We start from the raw sequence: 19,879 nt of genomic DNA on the forward strand, positions 1-19,879 counted from the left end.
CCGCCCGCCTGCGCCCGCCGGGCTGTGAGCGTCCGTGCCTGCCTGGGGGGCGGGGCTACGCGTCTCCGCCTGTCAGGGCCGTCAGTTCGGTCTCCATGTTGGCGCGCGCCCTCGTCTCCCACAGGGTGTACGCCTGGGGCGTCCGGTAGAGGCGCGGGGTCGACAGGAGTCTGCGCAGCACGTCGGCTCTGCCCAGGGAGAACAGATCGTCGGGCACGTGCCGGTACTCCTGGCGGATCCGCGTCCGGTAGGTCTCGTAGTCCGCGTCGGCGAGGATCGCCAGGTCGGCGTCGCACAGGACCGCGCCGTTGGCGTCGCCGGGCGCGAGTGTGTCGTGGGCGGCGGTGAGCCGGACCAGCCTGGCCACCTCGGCGACCCGCTCGGGGCCGACGCCGCAGCGGGGGAGCGTGGCCTGGGCGAGCTGGGCGCTGCGCTCCTCGTCCCAGCCCGGACGCCCGTCGTAGACGGCGTCGTGGAACCACGCGGCCAGCCGCACCGCGACCGGGTCGCCGGCGGTCTCGGCGAGGCTGTCGATCGCGGCGAGGACGGCAGCGAGGTGGTCGAGCGTGTGATAGCGGCGATGCGGCTCGGCCCAGCGTGCGACCAGCTCGGCACCTGTCGCCCGCGCGGCGGGGGAGTCGCCCGCCAGCGCGGACCAGCCTTCGATGAGCACCAGCCCACGGTACCGGCGGCCCGCACCGGCACGGCGACCGCCTGCGGACGGCCCCGCTCCTGCGGGTTGTGCCTCGAGAGGGGATCGCGGGAACCTCGGCGCCCGCCCCGATGGTCTGCCCCCGAGGCCGGGACTGTCCCGGGCGGGCAGGCTCGGCCCGGGCGCGGTGCGCCTCCGGGCTTGTGTCGGTACTTAATTAAACCCTTAGGCAATAGTGGGGGCCGGGTCCCGGAGCGCGGCGTCCCCGAAGAACGCCTCGATCACCAGCGTCGCCGCACCCAGGGCGACGGCGTCGGGCCCGAGACGGCCGAGCACCACGCTGTCGGGCCGGAACGGCTGCGCCAGCGTGTTGGCGGCCGTCGCGGCACGGATCTCGTCCAGCAGGCGCCCGCCCAGCATGAGCCCCGCCCAGCCGCCGATGACGATGCGCTCGGGGTTGAACAGGTGCACCAGGCTCGACAGGCCGACTCCCAGCAGGTCCACGCTCTCCCCGATGACGGGGGAGCCCGACTCCAGCAGCCCGGCCAGCGCCGCCTCCTCGTCGGCCGAGTCGGCGACGACCCCCGCGCGGTCGAGGATGGCCTCGGCCCCGAGGTAGGCCTCAAGGCAGCCCCTGGCGCCGCAGCGGCACGGACGGCCGCCCGCGACGATCTTCAGATGCCCGACCTCGCCCGCGGCCCTGCCCGCGCCCCGGTAGATGGTGCCGCCGGTGACGATCGTGCCGCCGATCCCCGAGCCCATCAGCACGATGATCGCCTCGCGGGTGCCCCGTCCCGAGCCGAACCAGAGCTCGGCCTGGCCCATCGTCTTGGCGCCGTTGTCGACGTACAGCGGCAGCGAGGTGCCCGCGCGCAGCAGCGCGCCGAGCGGCACGGCCTCCCAGGCGAAGGTCTTGGCGCGCACCAGCGCGCCCGGCCCCGGCTCGACGATGCCGGGGACGCCGACGCCGACGCCCAGCACCCGCTCGGCGGGGACCCCGCTCTCGGCGATCACCGCCTCCACCCCGGTGAGGATGTGGCGGGCGACCAGCTCGGGGTCGTGCCTGGCGGAACGCACCACGTAGTGCGCCCGCGCGTGCTCCTTCATCTCCAGGTCGAACAGCTCGACGCTGACCCGCGTCTCGCCCACGTCGACGCCGACCGCGTAGCCGTAGGCGGGGTTGACGCGCAGCAGCACGCGCGGCCGGCCGCCGTCGGAGTCGACCTGGCCCGCCTCCACGACGAGGTTGTCGGCCAGCAGGTCGGCGGTCATGGTGCTGACCGTCGCGGCGCTCAGCCCGGTCGCGCCGGACAGCTCGTTCCGGCTCGCGGGGCCGCCGAAGTACAGCGCCCGCAGCAGCATCGCCCGGTTCCCCCGGCGGAGATCCCGCACGGTCCTGCGCTCTGACGTGCCCATCGTCCCGTCCTCTCCCGAACTCGCTCCGCCATGTTAGTTCAAGCCTCGAAGTCACCCGCGGACCAGGCGCGTATCGAGGGCGTTACCGAAGCGTTTCCCAGGCAGCCCTGACTTTCTTCGAGGTCTGGATTATGTTCTGCCCATCCCCCCGATGAGGAGATGACAATGAGCCGAGGATTCGCGCGAGGCGCCCTCACGGCAGTCCTTGTGGCCGGGCTCGCCGCCTGCGGCGGCGGCCAGGGATCGGGCAGCGGCGACAGGACGCTCACCTTCTGGATGTACCAGGACCGCACCCCCCAGGCGGGGCAGGTCATCGAGAAGATCCGCAAGGAGTTCGAGAAGGCCAACCCCGGCGTCACGGTCAAACTCGTCAAGATCCCCAAGGACGACTACAACACCAAGCTCGGCGGCGCCGTCGCCAGCAAGAGCGCACCCGACGCGGGAATCCTCGACCAGCCGCTCGTGTCCAAGTACGCCCTGGACGGCACGATCAAGGAGGTGCCCGCCGGGCTGATCGACGAGAGCGCCTACTACAAGGGCGCGCTCGACACCAACCGCGCCAACGGCAAGCTGTACGGCCTGCCCGCCGACCAGACCTGTGTCGCGCTCTTCTACAACAAGAAGCTCGTCCCGACCCCGCCCAGGACGTGGGACGAGCTCAAGCAGACGGCCGCGCGGGTGCACCAGGCCGACCCCGGCGTCGCCGGGATGAACGTGCCCAAGGGCGACGGCTACGGCGCGTGGATGTTCCCCGGCGTCGTGCACGGCGCGGGCGGCCAGATGGTCGACGACGCGGGCAAGAAGGTGCTGTTCGACCAGGCTCCGGCCGTGGAGGCGCTGCAGCTCTGGGTGGACCTGCTGAAGTCCTCGCCGCGCAAGATCACCGACTCGGACAAGCCGTTCGAGAACGGCCTGGCCGCCATGACGATCTCCGGCCCGTGGGACGTGCCGACCATCCACGAGCAGTTCCCCGATCTCGACTTCGGCGTCGCGCCCCTGCCGTACAAGACCGAACCCGCGGGCAACATCGGCGGCGAGGACTCCGTCGTCTTCTCCACCAGCAAGAACGCCGACCTCGCCTGGAAGTGGCTGGCCTTCCTGACCGACGCGCAGCACAACGGCCCGCTGGCCGACGCGCTCGGCGGCTTCCCCGTCAACCTCAAGGCGCAGGCGGTCGCGGGCGGGCCCGAGCAGGCGGCGTTCCTGGAACAGCTCAAGGTGGCGCACGCCCGCCCGGCCGTGCCGCAGTGGATCCAGGTCAACGACGAGATCATCGCCCCGGCGCTGGAGTCGGCGCTGACCGGCAAGGCCACCGCCCAGCAGGCGCTGACGGACGCGGCCGCCAAGACCCGCTCCCTCCTCGGCTGGAACGGCTGACATGACCGCACCGGTGCGGGCCGATCCGCCCGGCCTGACGCAGGGGCCCGGGGTGCGCGCCCGCCGCCGCCCCGGCCCCCACCGCCGCGACCATCTCGTCGGCTGGCTCCTGGTCGCCCCGGCGCTCGGCTACTTCCTGGTCTTCCTGCTGTACCCGGCCCTGTCGGCGCTCTACTACAGCTTCACGGACTGGAACCTGCGCTCGGCGGCCGGCTGGGTCGGCCTGGCCAACTACACGGACCTGCTGTTCGACGACGTGAAGTACCCGCACTTCTGGAAGTCGGTGCGGGTCACCCTCCAGTACACGCTGATCGCCGTGCCGCTGACCATGGTGTCGGCGCTGGCGCAGGCGCTGCTGGTGAACGCGATCCGCAGGGGCGCGAACCTGTTCAGGCTGCTGCTGTTCCTGCCGGTCGTCACCGCCGAGGCGGCGGTGGGCGCGATCTGGCGCTGGCTCTACGACCCGCAGTACGGCCTGATCAACTCGGTGCTCGGCCTGTTCGGCATCCCCGGCCAGAACTGGCTCAACACCCCCGAACTGGTCATTCCCGCCCTGGCGTTCATCGCCGCCTGGCAGTGCGGCATCTCGATGATCATCTACCTGGCCGGGCTCAAGGGCATCCCCGGGGCCATCCGCGAGGCGGCGGTCATCGACGGGGCCGGCCCGTGGCAGCGGTTCTGGCGGGTGACGGTCCCGATGCTCCGGCCCACCACGTTCTACCTGCTGGTGACGGGCGTGATCGCGGCCCTGCAGGTGTTCGGCCTGGTCTACGTGATCTTCTCGGGGTCCGGGCGGAGCGTCACCGGCGGCCCGGAGCAGTCGGGGCTCAGCTACGTCCTGCACCTGTACCTGTTCGCGTTCCGCTACGACGCCATGGGAGCCGCCTGCGCGATGTCGTTCATCCTGCTCGTCTTCATCATGATCATCACTGCGCTGCAGTTCAGGTTCGTCAAGCAGGAGGCGGCATGACGAGGGCGCGCAAGGCGTCGATCTACGTCGCGCTGGTCCTGCTGTCGGCCGTGTCGGTGGTGCCGTTCCTGTGGATGCTGGCCACCTCGGTCAAGCACGGCCACGACATCTACACCAAGGTGCCCAGCCTGCTTCCCCTCGACCGCAAGACGGGGGAGTGGGCGGCGACGCTGGAGAACTACGACTACGTCCTGGACGTCGGCGGGCTCGGCCGGGCCTTCCTCAACAGCGTGTGGGTCTGCCTGGTCCTGGTGCCCGCCAAACTGCTCGTCGACGCCCTGGCCGCCTACGCCTTCGCCAGGATCCCCTTCCCCGGACGCGACAAGCTGTTCGTCGTCCTGCTCGGCGGCATGATGGTGCCCACGATCACGCTGCTGGTGCCGCGCATCCACGTCACGCAGGCGCTCGGCATGTTCGACTCGGGCTGGGGCCTCATCGTGCCGAACATCGCCTCGGTGCTCGACATCTTCCTGCTGCGGCAGTTCTTCCTGTCGATCCCGGCCGAGCTGGAGGAGGCCGCGCTCATCGACGGCGCGAGCCGGATGCAGATCTTCCGGCGGATCGTGCTGCCGCTGTCGAAGCCCGTGCTGGCCGTCGTCACGATCACCAGCTTCCTGTTCCACTGGAACGACCTGGTGTGGCCGCTGGTCGTGCTGAACGACCCCGACCTGTACACGCTGCCGCTCGCGTTGCAGCAGCTCGTGGCCAGCCCCGACGGCGGTCGCGCGTACTACATCATGGCGGGCGCCACGCTCGCCGTCATCCCGGTGATCGGCGTGCTCCTGGTCTTCCAGCGCCGCATCCTCCAGGGCATCGCCTTCACCGGGCTCAAGTCCTGACCATCCGCGAAGGAGCGTGAGCGTGACCATCGAGATCCGCGACGGAGTCGCCGTCGTCGACGGCGAGCCGCGGGTGCTCGTCACCGCCGACTACCCCTACTACCGCGACGACCCCGCCGTCTGGGCCGACCGGCTGCGGGCCGTCCGCGACGAGCTGGGCATCGAGGTGATCACCTGCTACCTCCCGTGGCGGCACCACCAGCCCGACCCGGGCACGGCCCCCGACTTCACCGGCGCCACCCACCCCGGCCGGGACGTGGCCGGCTTCCTGGCGCTCTGCCTGGAGCTGGGGCTGCGGGTGGTGGCCAAGCCCGGCCCGTTCATCCACGCCGAGGTCACCTACGGCGGGCTGCCCGACTGGGTCTGCCCCGACACGGACCCGTCGATCGAGCCGCTGCTCGACGCGTGGGGCGAACCGGTCAGATGGGCGGACTCGGCCGAGCGCAGGCCGGGACGCACCCTGCCCGCCCCCCTGGGCGCCGCCTTCTCCGCCAGGGTGGGGCAGTGGCTGTCGGCCGTGGGCAAGGACGTCCTCGCCGCCGACGGGCCGGTCGTCGCGCTGCAGATCGCGAACGAGGGCATCTACACCAGCGGCGCGCTGCCGCTGACCGCCTACGACTACAGCCCGTCCGGGCTGGCCTTCTTCCGCGACCGGCTGCGGTCCTGGTACGGGACGACGCGGGCGTACAACGAGATCCACCAGACGGCGTACGGCGGCTGGGACGAGATCGGCCCGCCCGCACCCGGCGGCGCGGGGAGCACGTTGCCGGCGCGGGCCGACTGGGGCCGCTTCCACGCCGAGTACCTGGCGGAGGTCTACCGTGCCTGGGCGCGCGCCGTCGGCTCGCCGCTGCCCGTGCTGGTCAACCTGAACCCGCCGACCGTGGAGGAACTGGACGACTGGCTCGCCCGCGTCCGCCCCGAGCTGTGGGGGAGCATCTCGTACGGGTTCACCAACTGGATGGGCGTGGTCTCGGCCGACCCCGACTCCCAGGCCCGCTACGTGATCGCCGCCAAGCGCGCCCCCGGGCCGAACCTGGAGGAGAACTGGGGCTTCTCCCAGCTCTACGACCCCGCCTACGCCGCCGCCGCGACCAGCTTCCACCAGAGTCTGCTCGCCATGGCCGCCGGCGCGACGGGCGTCAACGTCTACACCGGGGTCTCCACGTCCGGGTGGCCCGCCGACCTGGACTCCGCGCACACGGGGCCGTACCCCGACTGCGCCCCGATCGCCTGCGACGGCACCGCGACGGAGAAGGCCCCCGTCGTGCGCGCGCTCGCGGACTTCTTCCGGGTGCACGGCGCGGAGTTCCTGGAGTGCGTCCCGGTGGCCTCGCAGGCGTTCGGCCTGTACCTGCCCTACGCCGGGATCGCCGCCCTGTCGGGCGAGGACGGCCCCCAGTGCGGGCGGGTCCTGCGCCGCTTCCACGACCGGATGCGGGCGCAGGGCCGCGACTACGGCCTGCTCGACCTGGAGACGGCCACACCCGGGCGGCTGGCCGGGTTCCGCGCGATCACCGTGCCCGGCGGCCCCTTCATGCACCGCCACGTCCAGCGCCTGCTGGCGGACTACCTGCTCGCCGGCGGCCGGGTGCACGTGGACGGCGCCACGCCCACCCTCGACGAGAACCTGGCGCCCTGCTCGCTGTTCAGGCCGTCAGTGTCCGTCGTGGAGGGGCCCGCCGTGGAGGGGCCCGCCGAGGTCGCGGTCCTGGCCGGCGACGCCGACGCGTTTCTGCGCTCACATCCGGAGCGGGACGCGCACTACCTCACCGTGCTCGTCCAGGACGGCAACGACGGCCCGGTCACGGTGCGCACGCCCCTGGGAACCGTCGAGGTGACCGCGGCGCGTGGCGGCGCGGCGCTGCTGCGCCTGACCGGCGGCGGCCTCGACGACCTGATCGTGACGGGCGGCAACGCCTTCCTCGACTCGGCCGTCACCGTCCGTGTCAGGTTCGCCGGGCAGACCGTGGACGCGGAGCAGCCAGGCGATCTGGTGCGGATCAGGCGGGAGTGAATGGCGGGAAATACGGGGCAAAACAGGGCCGGAGCGGCTGTTTGGCGTACAAGATGCTGACATTCTGCGATGATCTCGTCGTTGTTTGTAGCAGGAGTTCGAGCCTCACGGATAGTGACTGATGCCCACATTCGAGGAAATAGCCGCCTTCGTCACCGAGAAGCCGTTCGCCACCGCCGTCATCGCGCTCCTGGGCCTTGCCGCGCTCGTGCTGGCGTACCTGGTGCTCCGCGTCGCCTGGCGGGCCGGCGCGTTCCTGGTCGCCCGTTACATGGCCCCGCGCCCGATCGAGGACATCCTCACCGTCGTGGCCGCCTCCATCGCGACCGGCGTGTCCGCGCAGGGCATGTGGCGCTTCTCCGGCGACGTCCTCGGGCTCGACGGACCGCTGCGGCTGCTGCTGTTCGCGTTCATCGAGGTCGCGATCATCACCTCCGCCGTGCGGGCCCGCCGCAACATGCGCGAGAACTTCTCCGCGGGCATCGACGGCATCGCGGTGTGGGCGCTGACCTGCCTGACCGCGGTCCTGTCGAGCATGGACGCGCGCAGCCTGCCGGAGGCGCTGTTCAGGCTCGCCGCGCCGCTCGTGGCCGCCTGGCTGTGGGAGCGCGGCATGGCCATCGAACGGCACCGCATCAGGGGCACCGGCCGCATCAACTGGCGCCTCACCCCGGAACGACTGCTCGTCAGGGTCGGCCTGGCCGAGGTCAGCGACCGCACGGCCAGCGAAGTGGACGCGCACCGCAGGCTCACCCGCGTCGCCCTGGCCGCCAAGCGGGCCAAGGCGCTGCGCGAGGCCGGAGCGTCCGACAGGAAGATGCGCGGCGCGCTCGCCAAGCTCGACAAGGCCATGGACCAGGCCGTCGAGCACACCGGGCTGGCCGTCGACCAGAGCCGCCAGGAGGCGCTGCTCGCCCAGATCGCCGCCCTGTACAACACCAGCGCGCTCATCGACGCCGACCCGCGCGTGCCGTGGGAGCCCGAGGTCGACCACCACCCGGTGCCCGCCCGCCCCGCCCTGCCGCCCGCCCTCGCCGAACTGGTCGAAGAGGAGGACGAGGACATCGAGGTCCTCGACACCACCCCGCAGGTCGTCGACACCGCCCAGCGCGCCGCGCTGATGCGGGCCGCCCGCGTCTACTGGGACAGGCAGATCGCCAAGGGCATCGTCCCGCGCACCGTGGACATCGCCCAGGAGATCGGCATCTCGCTGGCCACGGCCCGCGAGTATCGTGCCCTCTGGAAGCTGGAGCCGCAGGCGCACGCCCTCATCGAGGCGCTGTTCCAGCAGCACGGCATCGTCGACACGGGCGCCTTCCCGGCCATCGCCGACGACGGAAGGGTACTGACGAAGTCCTAGAGGGTCCTACAGGTCCCGAGGAGAGGCCGCTTGAGGGAGCGCACGCTCGACCGGGTCAGGAAGCTGCTGGCCAAGGCCGAACGCACCGACAACGAGCACGAGCGGGCGACCTTCATGGCGGCGGCCTCCTCCCTCATGGCCAGGCACGGCATCGACTCCCTCGACCCCGCCGAGCCCCGCCGCGGGCCCCGCGACCGCGTCGTCGTCCTGCCCGACCCGTGGGCGCGCGAGAAGGCCCGGCTGGTCAGTCTGGTGGCGCAGGCGGTGCGCTGCCGCCCGCTGCTGATCGGCAGGGGAGAGGGCGGACAGCGGGTGCACATCTTCGGCTTCGCCTCCGACCTGGAGCGGGCCGACGTCCTGGCGACCTCGCTGCTGCTGCAGATGGCCTCCGGACTGGCCAGGGTCAGCCTGCCTCCGGACGTCACGGCCGTGCGCGCCTACCGCAGGTCGTGGCTGCTGGGTTTCACCGACGAGGTGCACCGCCTGCTCTCCCAGGCCGAGGCCCGCGCCGAGGCGCAGGCGCCGGGAGCCGGCACGGCGCTCGTCCTCGCCGACCGCAGGGCGGAGGTGGAGCGCGCCGTGGCCGACCAGTACCCCCGCGTCCGCACCGTCAGGCCCCGCACCTCGGGAACGGGCTACCGCGACGGCGCCGAGGCGGGCCGCCGCGCCGACCTCGGCCGGACCGGGATGGACGCCGCCGCGCCCCGCGAGCTCCCCGGCCGGGCGAGCGGCTGACGCGCGTCAGGAGAGCGCGTCCGACACCAGGGACCGGGCCTCCTCCTGGACCTTGGCCAGGTGGTCAGGCCCCTTGAAGGACTCGGCGTAGATCTTGTACACGTCCTCGGTGCCCGACGGCCTGGCGGCGAACCAGGCGCTCTCCGTCGAGACCTGCACGCCCCCGAGCGGCGCGTCGTTGCCGGGCGCCGAGGTGAGGACCGAGGTGATGGGCTCGCCCGCCAGCGTCGACGCGGTCACCTGCGCGGCCGACAGCCTGCCCAGGACGGCCTTCTCCTCGCGCGTCGCCGGGGCGTCCACCCGCGCGTACGCCGGCTCGCCGTACTCGGACGTCAGCCGCCTGTAGTGCTCGCTGGGCGACGTGCCGGTGACCGCGAGGATCTCCGAGGCCAGCAGCGCGAGGATGATGCCGTCCTTGTCGGTCGTCCAGACCGAGCCGTCGCGCCGCAGGAACGAGGCGCCCGCGCTCTCCTCGCCGCCGAAGCCGAGCGACCCGTCGAGCAGGCCGGGGACGAACCACTTGAAACCCACCGGGACCTCGTACAGCCGCCTGCCCAGGGACCGCGCGACGCGGTCGATGACGCCGCTGCTCACCATCGTCTTGCCGACCCCGGCGTCCTGCGGCCAGCCGTCGCGGTGCGTGTAGAGGTAGGAGATCGCCACGGCCAGGTAGTGGTTGGGGTTCAGCAGGCCGCCGTCGGGGGTGACGATGCCGTGCCGGTCGGCGTCCGCGTCGTTGCCGGTGGCGATGTCGTAGCTGTCGCGGGAGGCGATGAGGGAGGCCATCGCGTAGGGCGACGAGCAGTCCATGCGGATCTTGCCGTCCCAGTCGAGCGTCATGAACCTCCAGGTGGGGTCCACCAGCGGGTTGACGACCGTCAGGTCCAGCCGGTGCCGTTCGGCGATCTCGCCCCAGTACGCGACGCTCGCCCCGCCCAGCGGGTCGGCCCCGATCCGCACGCCCGCGGACCGGATCGCGTCGAGGTCGAGCACCGACGGCAGGTCGTCGACGTAGTGGCCGAGGAAGTCGTACCGGCCCGTCGTGTCGGCGGCCAGCGCCTTCTCGTACGGCATCCGGGTGACGCCCTCCAGCCCGGAGGCCAGCAGCGTGTTGGCCCGGTCCTGGATCCAGGAGGTCGCGTCGGTGTCGGCGGGCCCGCCGTGCGGCGGGTTGTACTTGAAGCCCCCGTCGGCGGGCGGGTTGTGCGACGGCGTGATCACGACCCCGTCGGCCAGCCCCGACCTGCGGCCCCGGTTGTAGGTGAGGATCGCGTGCGACACGGCGGGCGTCGGCGTGTAGCCGTCGCGCGTGTCGATCAGCACCTGGACCCCGCAGGCCGCGAACACCTCCAGCGCCGACACCCGGGCGGGCTCCGACAGCGCGTGCGTGTCGATGCCGAGGAACAGCGGCCCGTTCGTGCCCTGTTGCACGCGGTACTCGCAGATCGCCCGGCTCGTCGCCACGATGTGGTCCTCGTTGAAGGCCGTGTTCAGCGAGGATCCGCGATGGCCCGACGTGCCGAACGCCACCCGCTGCGCGACCTGTTCCGGATCGGGATGCAGCGCGTAGTACGCGGTGACCAGCCTGGCGACGTCGACCAGGTCGGCGGGCTGAGCGGGCTGTCCTGCACGTTCGTGGGTCATGAGGCCACTCTACAAATCCGCCCCGGGACGGAGATCGCCGTGTCGGACGCTTCGCCACCTGCTCCCGGGCTTACACTCGCGGAAACCACCAGAATGGAGTTCGGCAGCCATGCGATTCGGACTGATGCTCAACGAACCCACGGGCCCGGAGCCGTTCGCCGACCTGCGCGCCGCCATCGGCCGCGCCGCCGACGACGGCTTCACCTCCGCCTGGCTGTCGAACATCTTCGGCCTGGACGCCCTCACCGCGCTGGCCGTCGCCGGCAGCCAGGTGCCGGGCGACAAGCCGGGCATCGAACTCGGCACCGCCGTCGTGCCGACCTACCCGCGCCACCCCGCCGCGCTCGCCCAGCAGGCGATGACCACCAACGCCGCGCTCGGCGGACGTCTCGCGCTCGGCATCGGCACGTCCCACAAGGTCGTCATCGAGCAGATGTTCGGCTACAGCTTCGACAAGCCCGCCAGGCACATGAAGGAGTACCTGGACATCCTCATTCCCGCCACCCGCGGCGAGCACGTGAAGTACACCGGCGAGACCCTCAGGGCGAACCTCGGCCTCACCGCGCCCGGCGCGGGCATGCCGATCCTCCTCGCCGCCCTAGCCCCGCGCATGCTCAAGCTCGCGGGCGCCGTCGCCGACGGCACCGTCCTGTGGATGACCGGGCCGAGGACCGTCGCCGAGCACGTCGCCCCGGCCATCACCGCGGCGGCCGCCGCGGCGGGCAGGAAGCCGCCGCGCATCGTCTGCGCGCTGCCCGTCTGCGTCACCGACGACCCCGATCGCGCCAGAGCCCGCGCCAACGAGATCTTCTCCGTGTACGGGCAGCTGCCCTCCTACCGGGCGATGCTCGACAAGGAGGGCGCCGGCGGGCCCGGGGACGTGGCCGTCGTCGGCGACGAGGACAGCGTCCGCGCCCAGCTCGACGAGCTGGCCGGGGCAGGGGTGACCGATTTCGTGGCGTCCGAGTACGCCGAGCGCGAGCGCACCCGGGCGTTCCTGACCGGCGCGTCGAGGGGCTGACCGCAAGCACGCCCAATACACTCCGGCGAGGTGAAGGGCTTGCTGCACGGCATCGACGTGTCCAACTGGCAGGGCGCCGTCAACTGGGCGGGCCACGCCGACAACGGCATCGCGTTCGCCTTCGCCAAGGCCACCGAGGGCGACGGCTGGACCGACAGGTACTTCGCGCAGAACTGGCACGGCATGCGCGAGAGCTGGATCGTCTGCGGCGCGTACCACTTCGGCAGGCCCAAGGGCGACCCGGCCGAGCACGCCCGGCACTTCCTGCAGACCATCAGGGCCGCGGGCGGGCTGCGCCGCGGCGACCTGGTGGCGCTCGACCTGGAGAGCAACGACGGGCTCAAGCCCGAGAAGGTCGCCGACTACGCCCGGCGCTGGTGCCACCACGTCGAGCGGCTCGGCGGCGTGCGGCCGTTCGTCTACACCTACCAGTGGTTCGCCGACGCGGGAAACTGCGCCGGCCTGGGCGAGTACCCGCTGTGGATCGCCAGCCCCGCCAGGGCGCGCGGCGAGCCGATCGTGCCCAGCCCATGGCGCCGATGGACGATCCATCAGTACTCCAACAGCCCGCTCGACCGGAACGTCTTCCGCGGCAGCCGCCACGAGCTGACAAGGCTGGGGTTCGACCCGCGATAGCATCGGTTGTCCACCATGACAGCCGTATCTATCCCAGGGAGTCACCGTGTCAGCCGAGCTACGCATCACCCTCGCCGGAGCCGAGCGTGTGGTCGCGGCCGGCACGACGGCCGGTGAGGCGCTGGAGGCCGACGGGCGCACCGTCGTGGCCGCCCGCGTCAACGGGGAGCCGCGCGACCTGGCCCACCCGCTCGCCGACGACGACGTGGTCGAGCCGATCGAGGTCGGCAGCGACGACGGCAGGGCCATCGTCCGGCACTCCACCGCGCACGTCATGGCGCAGGCGGTCCAGGAGCTGTTCCCTGACGCCAGGTTGGGCATCGGCCCGCCCGTCGAGAACGGCTTCTACTACGACTTCGACGTCCGGCAGCCGTTCCACCCCGACGACCTCAAGCGCATCGAGAAGCGCATGCGTGAGATCGTCAAGCAGGGCCAGCTCTTCTCCCGCCGCGCCGTCTCCGACGAGGAGGCCCGCGCGGAACTGGCGGGCGAGCCGTACAAGCTGGAGCTGATCGGGCTCAAGGGCGGCGCCGACGCCGAGGAGAGCGTGGAGGTCGGCGCCGGCCAGCTCACCATCTACGACAACCTCGACCCGAAGACCGGCGAGCTGTGCTGGAAGGACCTGTGCCGCGGCCCGCACGTGCCGTCCACCAGGTCCATCCCGGCCTTCAAGCTGATGCGATCCGGCGGCGCCTACTGGCGCGGCAGCGAGAAGAACCCGCAGCTCCAGCGCGTCTACGGCACCGCCTGGGAGTCCCGCGACAAGCAGGATGAGTACCTGAAGCTGCTGGAGGAGGCCGAGAAGCGCGACCACCGCAAGCTGGGCGCCGAGCTCGACCTGTTCAGCTTCCCGCCGGAGCTGGGCAGTGGCCTGCCGCTCTTCCATCCCAAGGGCGGGATCATCCGCAAGGAGATGGAAGACTACATGCGCCGGCGGCAGGCCGAGGCCGGCTACGAGTTCGTCAACACCCCGCACATCACCAAGTCGTCGCTGTTCGAGACGTCGGGGCATCTTCCCTGGTACGCCGACGACATGTTCCCGGCGTTCGAGCTGGAGGGCATCGAATACCGGGTCAAGCCGATGAACTGCCCGATGCACAACCTGATCTTCAGGGCGCGCGGGCGGTCCTACCGCGAGCTGCCGCTGCGGCTCTGCGAGTTCGGCTCGGTCTACCGGTACGAGAAGTCGGGTGTGGTGCACGGGCTGACCCGGGTGCGCGGCATGACGCAGGACGACGCGCACATCTACACCACCCGGGAGCAGATGGCCGATGAGATCAAGTCGCTGCTGAGGTTCGTGCTCAGCGTGCTGCGTGACTTCGGCCTGGAGGACTTCTACCTCGAGCTTTCCACCCGCGACGACTCCGACAAGTTCATCGGCGACCCGGCCGAGTGGGATGAGGCCACCGCGGCGCTGCACCAGGTCGCCACCGAGTCGGGGCTCGCGCTGGTCGACGACCCGGGCGGCGCGGCGTTCTACGGACCGAAGATCTCCGTGCAGGCCAAGGACGCGATCGGCCGCACCTGGCAGCTGTCCACCATCCAGCTCGACCTCAACCAGCCCAAGCGCTTCGGCCTCGAATACCAGGCGGCCGATGGCAGCCGGCAGACTCCGGTGATGATCCACCGGGCGCTGTTCGGCTCGGTCGAGCGTTTCCTCGGCGTGCTCACCGAGCACTACGCGGGCGCCTTCCCTCCGTGGCTGGCCCCCGTGCAGGTCGTCGGCATCCCGATCGCCGACGCGCACGCCCCGTACCTGCAGGACGTCGCCAAGAAGCTGCGTGAGCGCGGCATCAGGGTCGAGGTCGACGCGGCCGACGACCGGATGCAGAAGAAGATCCGCAACGCGCAGAAGGCCAAGGTGCCGTTCATGCTGCTCGCGGGCGACGACGACATCGCCAACGGCGCGATCTCCTTCCGCTACCGCAACGGCGAGCAGAAGAACGGCGTCCCCGTCGACGAGGCGATCGCCGAGATCGTCAACGCGGTGGAGAACCGCGTCCAGGTCTGAGACACCGCACGGCGGAGCAGCCCACGCCGGGCCGCTCCGCCGCGCCCGTGGCGGCGCGCAAGGCGCCCGGGATCACGGCCTTCGGCGCGAGCGCTCACCCGCGCCGCCGACCTGCGGCGCTCAGCGTGGGAACAGGCGGAAGGCGATCGCGGGGCGGCCGCCGAACCGCTCGGCGGCCTGCTCGGCGAAGCCTTCGATGAGGGAACGGGCGTACGCCTCCGGGGCCTCGTCCGTCAGGGCTTCGATGTAGGTGCGGTGCTCCACGAGCGACCGCACGCCCCGCTCCAGGCCGTCGGTGACGTCCACCGCGTGGGTCGGCTCGGACGAGCCCGCGACGGCCACCCAGCGCACCCCGTTCCACGGCTCCGCGTCAGTATCCGGAAATATCCACCGATTGCCCGCGTCTCCGGCGGCGTCCAGGACGGCCCTGCCGACCGCCCGGTGGTCCGGGGTGTTCCAGTACGTGCCGCCCCAGGTGTCGTCGGGGTTGAGCGTGATCACCAGCTCCGGACGGTGCCTGCGGATCGCGGCGGCGAGGTCCCTGCGCAGCGTGGCGCCGTACTCGATCACCCCGTCGGCGTGGTCGAGGAACTCCACACCCGTCACCCCGACGACGGCGGCGCTCGCCCGCTCCTCCCGCTCCCGCACCGGCCCGGCCTTCGCGGGCTCCAGCGTGTCGATGCCCGCCTCGCCGCGGGTGACGATCAGGTAGGTCACCTCCCGCCCGGCGTCGGTCCAGGTCGCGACGGCCGCCGCGCAGCCGTATTCGAGGTCGTCGGGGTGCGCCACGATCGCCAGGGCGCGCTGCCAGTCTTCCGGCATCGGTTCGAGCTGCTCCGCCATGCGCCCACCCTAGACCGCCGTCGGATGTGACGGGCGGCGGCCGACGCGGGGTTCGCGCGAGGGCGGCGCCCGTCCTGGCCCTATGCTGCTAGATATGCACGATCAGGCAGGAGCCGGGTCCCCCGACAACTTCCAGCGGCTGTGGACTCCTCATCGGATGGCTTACATCAAGGGTGAGGGCAAGCCCACCGGCACGGGCCCCGGCGACGGGTGCCCGTTCGACGCCATCCCCAAGATGACCGACGAGGACGGCCTGGTCGTGGCCAGGGGCGAGGTCGTCTACGCGGTGCTCAACCTCTACCCGTACAACTCCGGCCACCTCATGGTCGTGCCCTACCGCCACGTCTCCGGCTACGACGAGCTCGACCTCGCCGAGCTGACGGAACTGGGCGAGTTCACCCAGAAGGCGGTGCGCACGCTGCGCGAGGCCAGCGGCGCCCAGGGCTTCAACGTCGGCATGAACCTCGGCGAGGTGGCCGGCGCGGGCATCGCGGCGCACCTGCACCAGCACGTGGTGCCCCGGTGGGGCGGCGACACCAACTTCATGCCGGTGGTCGCCCAGACCAAGGTGCTGCCCGAGCTACTTCGTGACACGCGCCAGCTGCTCGCCGACGCCTGGCGCTGAGCCCTGCTCGCGCGGCAGCGCCGCGATGCCCGCCGACAGCAGCAGGGGCACGGCCAGCGCCAGCGCCATCGACAGCACGGCCGCCCCCGAGTCGTTGACCAGCATCCCGATGACGCCGCTGACCAGGGTGCCGATCAGCCCGGCCCGCAGCGCGGGGGAGTAGCGGAACGCGGCCGGCACCACCCCGGCCGACGCCTGCTCGGGCCGCAGGATCGCGTAGACGAGGAACGCCACGGCCGCGATCACGATCGGCATCAGGTTGGGGCTGAGCAGCGTGGCCAACATCGCGTTCAGCTTGCGGAAGATCACCTCGAACGCCTCGCCGCTGAGCACCTGCCCGACGAACCGGCCGAGATGGGTCTGCTTGTCGGGCGGCTGCAGGTAGTTGATCACCGCGAACGTCATCACGATCACCGCTCCGGCGACGCAGAACGCTCCCAGCTTGACGATCGACACCCGCTTGCCCGCCACCAGCAGCGCGGTCACCGCGATACCCGGCACGAAGGCGATCACGCCGCCGAAGTCGCTGCCCATCCCAGACCCGCCGAGCACCATGGCGAACGCGCCGAGCACGACCACCGCGGCCACGCCGAGCCTGCCCGGCCAGCGGTGCGCGATCACCGTGGTGGCCAGCAGCGTGCCGGTGGCCAGCAGCGCGAACGGGATGTTGCCCAGGCCGTAGTAGCGGGCGCCCACCTCGGCGCTGTAGCCCATGACGCTGTTGAGCTGGAGCGTGGTGCCGGTCAGCAGATCTCCGGCCAGCGTCAGCGCGGTGACGCTCGCGACCACCGCGAGCGGGCCGAGCGGGCTGCGCCGCCACGGCCCGGCGAAGGCCACGGCCGTGATGGCCACCATGCAGCCGAGCGCGCCCGCGATCAGGCCCGTCAGGGTGGACCACGGCAGCAGGTTCACCAGGTAGCTGGCGACCGGCAGCGCGGCGAGCGCGACGGCCGCCAGCCGCACCCAGGGCAGGCCCTTGCGGCGGCGCAGCAGCAGGAAGGCGATCACGTAGAACAGGACCTGCAGCACGGCGACGACGGTGAAGTAGATGCCCTTCACCGAGCGGATCGTCTGCGCGGTCGCGTCGGCGCGCTGGAGCCGGTCGAACGTCGCTCCGTGCTCGCCGGCCTGCAGCGGCACGCCGACGACCGTCTGCGGCACGGGCACGCCGAGCAGCGTCAGCGTCGTCGCGGTCAGGTCGGGCAGGATCGAGATGTCCTCGCGATGGGTCGAGGCGGCGCCGAGCAGCCGGCCCTGCGCTCCGGCCGCGCGCATCATCGCCACCCGCAGGTGGGGGACCGACCCGTGGTCGGACAGGCCCGCCAGCAGCACCGTGGTGTTCTGCGGCAGGATCGACAGCAGCGCGCCCGCCTTGGCGTCGGCCAGTCGCAGCGCGTCGCGCCGCTCCTTCGGGCCGAGCTGGTCGGGCACCCGGGGCAGGCTGCCGCTGCTCAGGTAGGGGCGGATGAGGTCGTCGACGTCCATCGCGACCATCGGGCACTGCTCCAGGTCGGCAGTACGGACCTGGAGCGGCGAGACGTGGTAGCGCGGGACGGCGCCGTCGCGCCCCGCCAGCGCCAGCGCCGCGCCGGGGCCGATCGCGATCGAGCACTGCCCGGCGGCCTTCAGCGCCTCGCCGAGCGTGCCGGCGTTGCGCTGGCCCGCCACGTCGATCAGGTAGCGGTAGTCGGGGATGACCGCGCCGGCGCCCTGCTGCTCAGGCATGGGCGGCGCGCCGCAGCTGTATCCGGACGCGGACCTGGTGCCCGCCGAGACGGTCAGCCAGCCGTCGTACGGGCAGGTCAGGCTGCCGACCGTGCGGACGGACAGCGACCCGATCGCGCTCGACCTGGCCAGCTCCCACAGGTTGGGCGTGTCGGCCTGGGTGATGTCGTTCCAGTGCAGCCCGGGCACGCCGATGAGCGCCACCCGCGTGCCGGCCGTCTCCGCCTGCGCGGGCGTTCCGGCGAACAGCATCTGGCTGAGCAGGACGGCCAGCACGATCAGCGCGCGCCTCACCCAAGACCTCCCGTGATCGACGATTGCCCGTGGCACGGTAGGACAAGATCACGCCCTGGTCCACTGGACCCGACTACTGTCTCATGACCCGGGACACGGAGCGTGCGACCTGGCGAGCCGATCAGACGGGATCGACCTTCGCTTTCACCGGCTTGCTCTCGTGCTGCGCACGGTCGAGAGAGGTGATCAGGTACGTGCCGGGCGTCTTGGCCGCGAAGGACGGGCTGGTGACCACCGCGACCAGGTTGCGGCTGTCGGTGGACTGGCAGTCGGGGCCCGACTTCGGCACCTGGTAGACGGCGTACGAGTGGGCTCCGTCGGACGGGGCCCACGACAGGGTGGTGCCCTGCGCCCGCACACCGGCGGGCTTGGCGGGGGCCGCGCCCTCGACCCCCTTGATCAGCGGCAGCAGGGCGGGACGGGCGTAGTGCTGCTTCGCGACCCGGCCCATCGAGCCGAGCGGGTCGCTGAGCAGCAGCTTGGCGTTGAAGAAGACGTCGCCGGCGACCTGCTCGTACTTGCGGTTCAGTTCCAGGTGCGCGGCCAGCTCGCCGGGCCGCTGCCACGCCTTCTCGTCCTTCGCGCCGACCCGGTACAGGGCCTGGCCGATGTAGAGGTCGACCCCGCTGCCCTCGACCTCGCCGGCCCACCAGGCGACCAGCGCCCGGTAGTCGGCCGCCGCGAAGCCGCGCGGCCAGTAGAGCTGCGGGATCACGTAGTCGACGGTGCCCGCCTTGATCCAGGCGCGGGCGTCGGCGTAGATCACGTCGTAGGCCGACATGCCGGAGGTGTCGGAGCCGGTCGGGTCGTCGGACTTGTTGCGCCAGATGCCGAACGGGCTGATGCCGAACTTGACGTAGGGCTTCGTCTCGTGGACGGCCTCGCTGACCTTGGCCACCAGCTTGTTGACGTTGTCGCGCCGCCAGGCCGCCAGCTTCTTCCCCTTGCCGTACTTTGTAAAGGCGGCCGCGTCGTCGAACGTCGCGTTGCCCGACGGGTACGGGTAGAAGTAGTCGTCGAAGTGGACGCCGTCGACGTCGTAGCGCTTCACGACATCCTTGACGACCTTGATGACGTGCTCGCGGACCTGTGGCAGGCCGGGGTTGAAGTAGGCCCGGTCGGCGTACTTGACGATCCAGTCGGGGTGCTCCCTGGCGGGGTGGTTCGCCGGGAGCTTGGCGACGTCGGCGTCGTACGACGCGCGGTACGGGTTGAACCAGGCGTGGAACTCCAGCCCGCGCCGGTGCGCCTCACTGATGAGGAACGGCAGCGGGTCCCAGCCCGGGTCCTTGCCCGCGGTGCCGGTGAGGAAGCGCGACCACGGCTCGTACGGCGACTTGTAGATCGCGTCGGCGGCGGGACGCACCTGGACGTAGACGGCGTTGAAGTTGCGCGCGACGGCCGCGTCGAGCAGCTTGCCGTACTCGGCCTTCTGCTTGTCGACGCCCAGCCCGGTACGGGAGGGCCAGTCGGTGTTCTGCACGGTGGCGATCCAGACGCCGCGCAGCTGGCGCTTGGGGTACCGGGCGTCGGCGGTGCAGGACGCCTCGGGGTCGGCCGCCGTCTCCTTCTTGGGCTTGGCGGCAGCGGCCGTGCCCTCCACCTGGGTGGGGCCGAAGACGTAGGCGGCGCCGGTGGTGAGGACCGCGAGTGCGGCGGCGGCGAGGAAGGCGCGTCCGGTTCGCATAATGCCAACCAGTGTGGCATCCGCTAG

At 71.6% G+C, this 19,879-nt stretch carries 16 protein-coding genes; 10 read left to right on the top strand and 6 right to left on the bottom strand.

The window, feature by feature from the left end; translation table 11 throughout:
• Window positions 1-55: 55 nt before the first annotated feature.
• On the bottom strand, window positions 56-673 hold the full coding sequence (locus tag ABT294_RS38240; protein ID WP_502912199.1) for an HD domain-containing protein: 618 nt from the start codon (window positions 671-673) through the stop codon (window positions 56-58).
• Window positions 674-877: 204 nt separating this feature from the next.
• Window positions 878-2,068 carry an ROK family transcriptional regulator gene (locus ABT294_RS38245; protein WP_350811308.1) on the bottom strand — a complete coding sequence of 397 codons (1,191 nt, stop codon included), beginning with the start codon at window positions 2,066-2,068 and terminating at the stop codon, window positions 878-880.
• Between the two features lie 165 nt (window positions 2,069-2,233).
• Between ABT294_RS38245 and ABT294_RS38250 the strand changes: the two genes are divergently transcribed.
• The 6 genes from ABT294_RS38250 (at window position 2,234) to ABT294_RS38275 (ending at window position 9,366) form a co-directional block, all read left to right on the top strand.
• The gene (locus ABT294_RS38250; RefSeq protein WP_350811309.1) at window positions 2,234-3,445 is read left to right on the top strand and encodes an ABC transporter substrate-binding protein; all 1,212 of its coding nucleotides are present in this window, start codon (window positions 2,234-2,236) and stop codon (window positions 3,443-3,445) included.
• 1 nt (window position 3,446) lies between these two features.
• The gene (locus ABT294_RS38255) at window positions 3,447-4,415 is read left to right on the top strand and encodes a carbohydrate ABC transporter permease (RefSeq protein ID WP_350811310.1); all 969 of its coding nucleotides are present in this window, start codon (window positions 3,447-3,449) and stop codon (window positions 4,413-4,415) included.
• Complete coding sequence (locus ABT294_RS38260) at window positions 4,412-5,254, top strand: carbohydrate ABC transporter permease (RefSeq protein WP_350811311.1); 843 nt, start codon at window positions 4,412-4,414, stop codon at window positions 5,252-5,254. Before ABT294_RS38255 ends, ABT294_RS38260 begins: the two co-directional genes overlap by 4 nt.
• A gap of 22 nt (window positions 5,255-5,276) precedes the next feature.
• Complete coding sequence (locus ABT294_RS38265; protein WP_350811312.1) at window positions 5,277-7,271, top strand: beta-galactosidase; 1,995 nt, start codon at window positions 5,277-5,279, stop codon at window positions 7,269-7,271.
• 121 nt (window positions 7,272-7,392) lie between these two features.
• Window positions 7,393-8,631: a hypothetical protein gene (locus tag ABT294_RS38270; protein WP_350811313.1), complete on the top strand. Its 1,239-nt coding sequence runs from the start codon at window positions 7,393-7,395 to the stop codon at window positions 8,629-8,631.
• A 30-nt stretch (window positions 8,632-8,661) separates the two neighbouring features.
• Window positions 8,662-9,366 carry a DUF2786 domain-containing protein gene (locus ABT294_RS38275; protein WP_350811314.1) on the top strand — a complete coding sequence of 235 codons (705 nt, stop codon included), beginning with the start codon at window positions 8,662-8,664 and terminating at the stop codon, window positions 9,364-9,366.
• Window positions 9,367-9,372: 6 nt separating this feature from the next.
• Here the strand turns inward: ABT294_RS38275 and pgm are convergent, their stop codons facing one another.
• Complete coding sequence (gene pgm, locus ABT294_RS38280) at window positions 9,373-11,010, bottom strand: phosphoglucomutase (alpha-D-glucose-1,6-bisphosphate-dependent) (RefSeq protein ID WP_350811315.1); 1,638 nt, start codon at window positions 11,008-11,010, stop codon at window positions 9,373-9,375.
• A 109-nt stretch (window positions 11,011-11,119) separates the two neighbouring features.
• Between pgm and ABT294_RS38285 the strand changes: the two genes are divergently transcribed.
• From ABT294_RS38285 to thrS, 3 genes are read left to right on the top strand one after another with little or no spacing between them, the layout of a single operon-like run.
• Window positions 11,120-12,031: a TIGR03564 family F420-dependent LLM class oxidoreductase gene (locus ABT294_RS38285; protein WP_350811316.1), complete on the top strand. Its 912-nt coding sequence runs from the start codon at window positions 11,120-11,122 to the stop codon at window positions 12,029-12,031.
• A gap of 30 nt (window positions 12,032-12,061) precedes the next feature.
• Window positions 12,062-12,667 carry a glycoside hydrolase family 25 protein gene (locus tag ABT294_RS38290; RefSeq protein ID WP_350811317.1) on the top strand — a complete coding sequence of 202 codons (606 nt, stop codon included), beginning with the start codon at window positions 12,062-12,064 and terminating at the stop codon, window positions 12,665-12,667.
• A 46-nt stretch (window positions 12,668-12,713) separates the two neighbouring features.
• On the top strand, window positions 12,714-14,678 hold the full coding sequence (gene thrS / locus ABT294_RS38295; RefSeq protein WP_350811318.1) for a threonine--tRNA ligase: 1,965 nt from the start codon (window positions 12,714-12,716) through the stop codon (window positions 14,676-14,678).
• Between the two features lie 120 nt (window positions 14,679-14,798).
• Here thrS and ABT294_RS38300 read toward each other — a convergent pair whose 3' ends face one another.
• Window positions 14,799-15,521, bottom strand: coding sequence for a PIG-L deacetylase family protein (locus ABT294_RS38300; RefSeq protein ID WP_350811319.1), 723 nt, complete (start codon window positions 15,519-15,521; stop codon window positions 14,799-14,801).
• Between the two features lie 94 nt (window positions 15,522-15,615).
• On the opposite strand from ABT294_RS38300, the gene ABT294_RS38305 reads away from it, so the two are divergent.
• Window positions 15,616-16,146 carry an HIT family protein gene (locus ABT294_RS38305; protein ID WP_350811320.1) on the top strand — a complete coding sequence of 177 codons (531 nt, stop codon included), beginning with the start codon at window positions 15,616-15,618 and terminating at the stop codon, window positions 16,144-16,146.
• On the opposite strand, the gene ABT294_RS38310 is transcribed toward ABT294_RS38305, so the two are convergent.
• Window positions 16,102-18,165: a hypothetical protein gene (locus ABT294_RS38310; protein WP_350811321.1), complete on the bottom strand. Its 2,064-nt coding sequence runs from the start codon at window positions 18,163-18,165 to the stop codon at window positions 16,102-16,104. The two genes, ABT294_RS38305 and ABT294_RS38310, sit on opposite strands and share 45 nt — an antisense overlap.
• 121 nt (window positions 18,166-18,286) lie before the next feature.
• Window positions 18,287-19,852 (bottom strand): glycoside hydrolase family 10-like protein, encoded by a 1,566-nt coding sequence (locus ABT294_RS38315; protein WP_350811322.1) that lies wholly within the window; start codon window positions 19,850-19,852, stop codon window positions 18,287-18,289.
• Window positions 19,853-19,879: the final 27 nt, after the last annotated feature.

The sequence above is a fragment of the Nonomuraea sp. NPDC000554 genome, from assembly GCF_040300065.1.
Taxonomy (GTDB): Bacteria; Actinomycetota; Actinomycetes; order Streptosporangiales; family Streptosporangiaceae; genus Nonomuraea.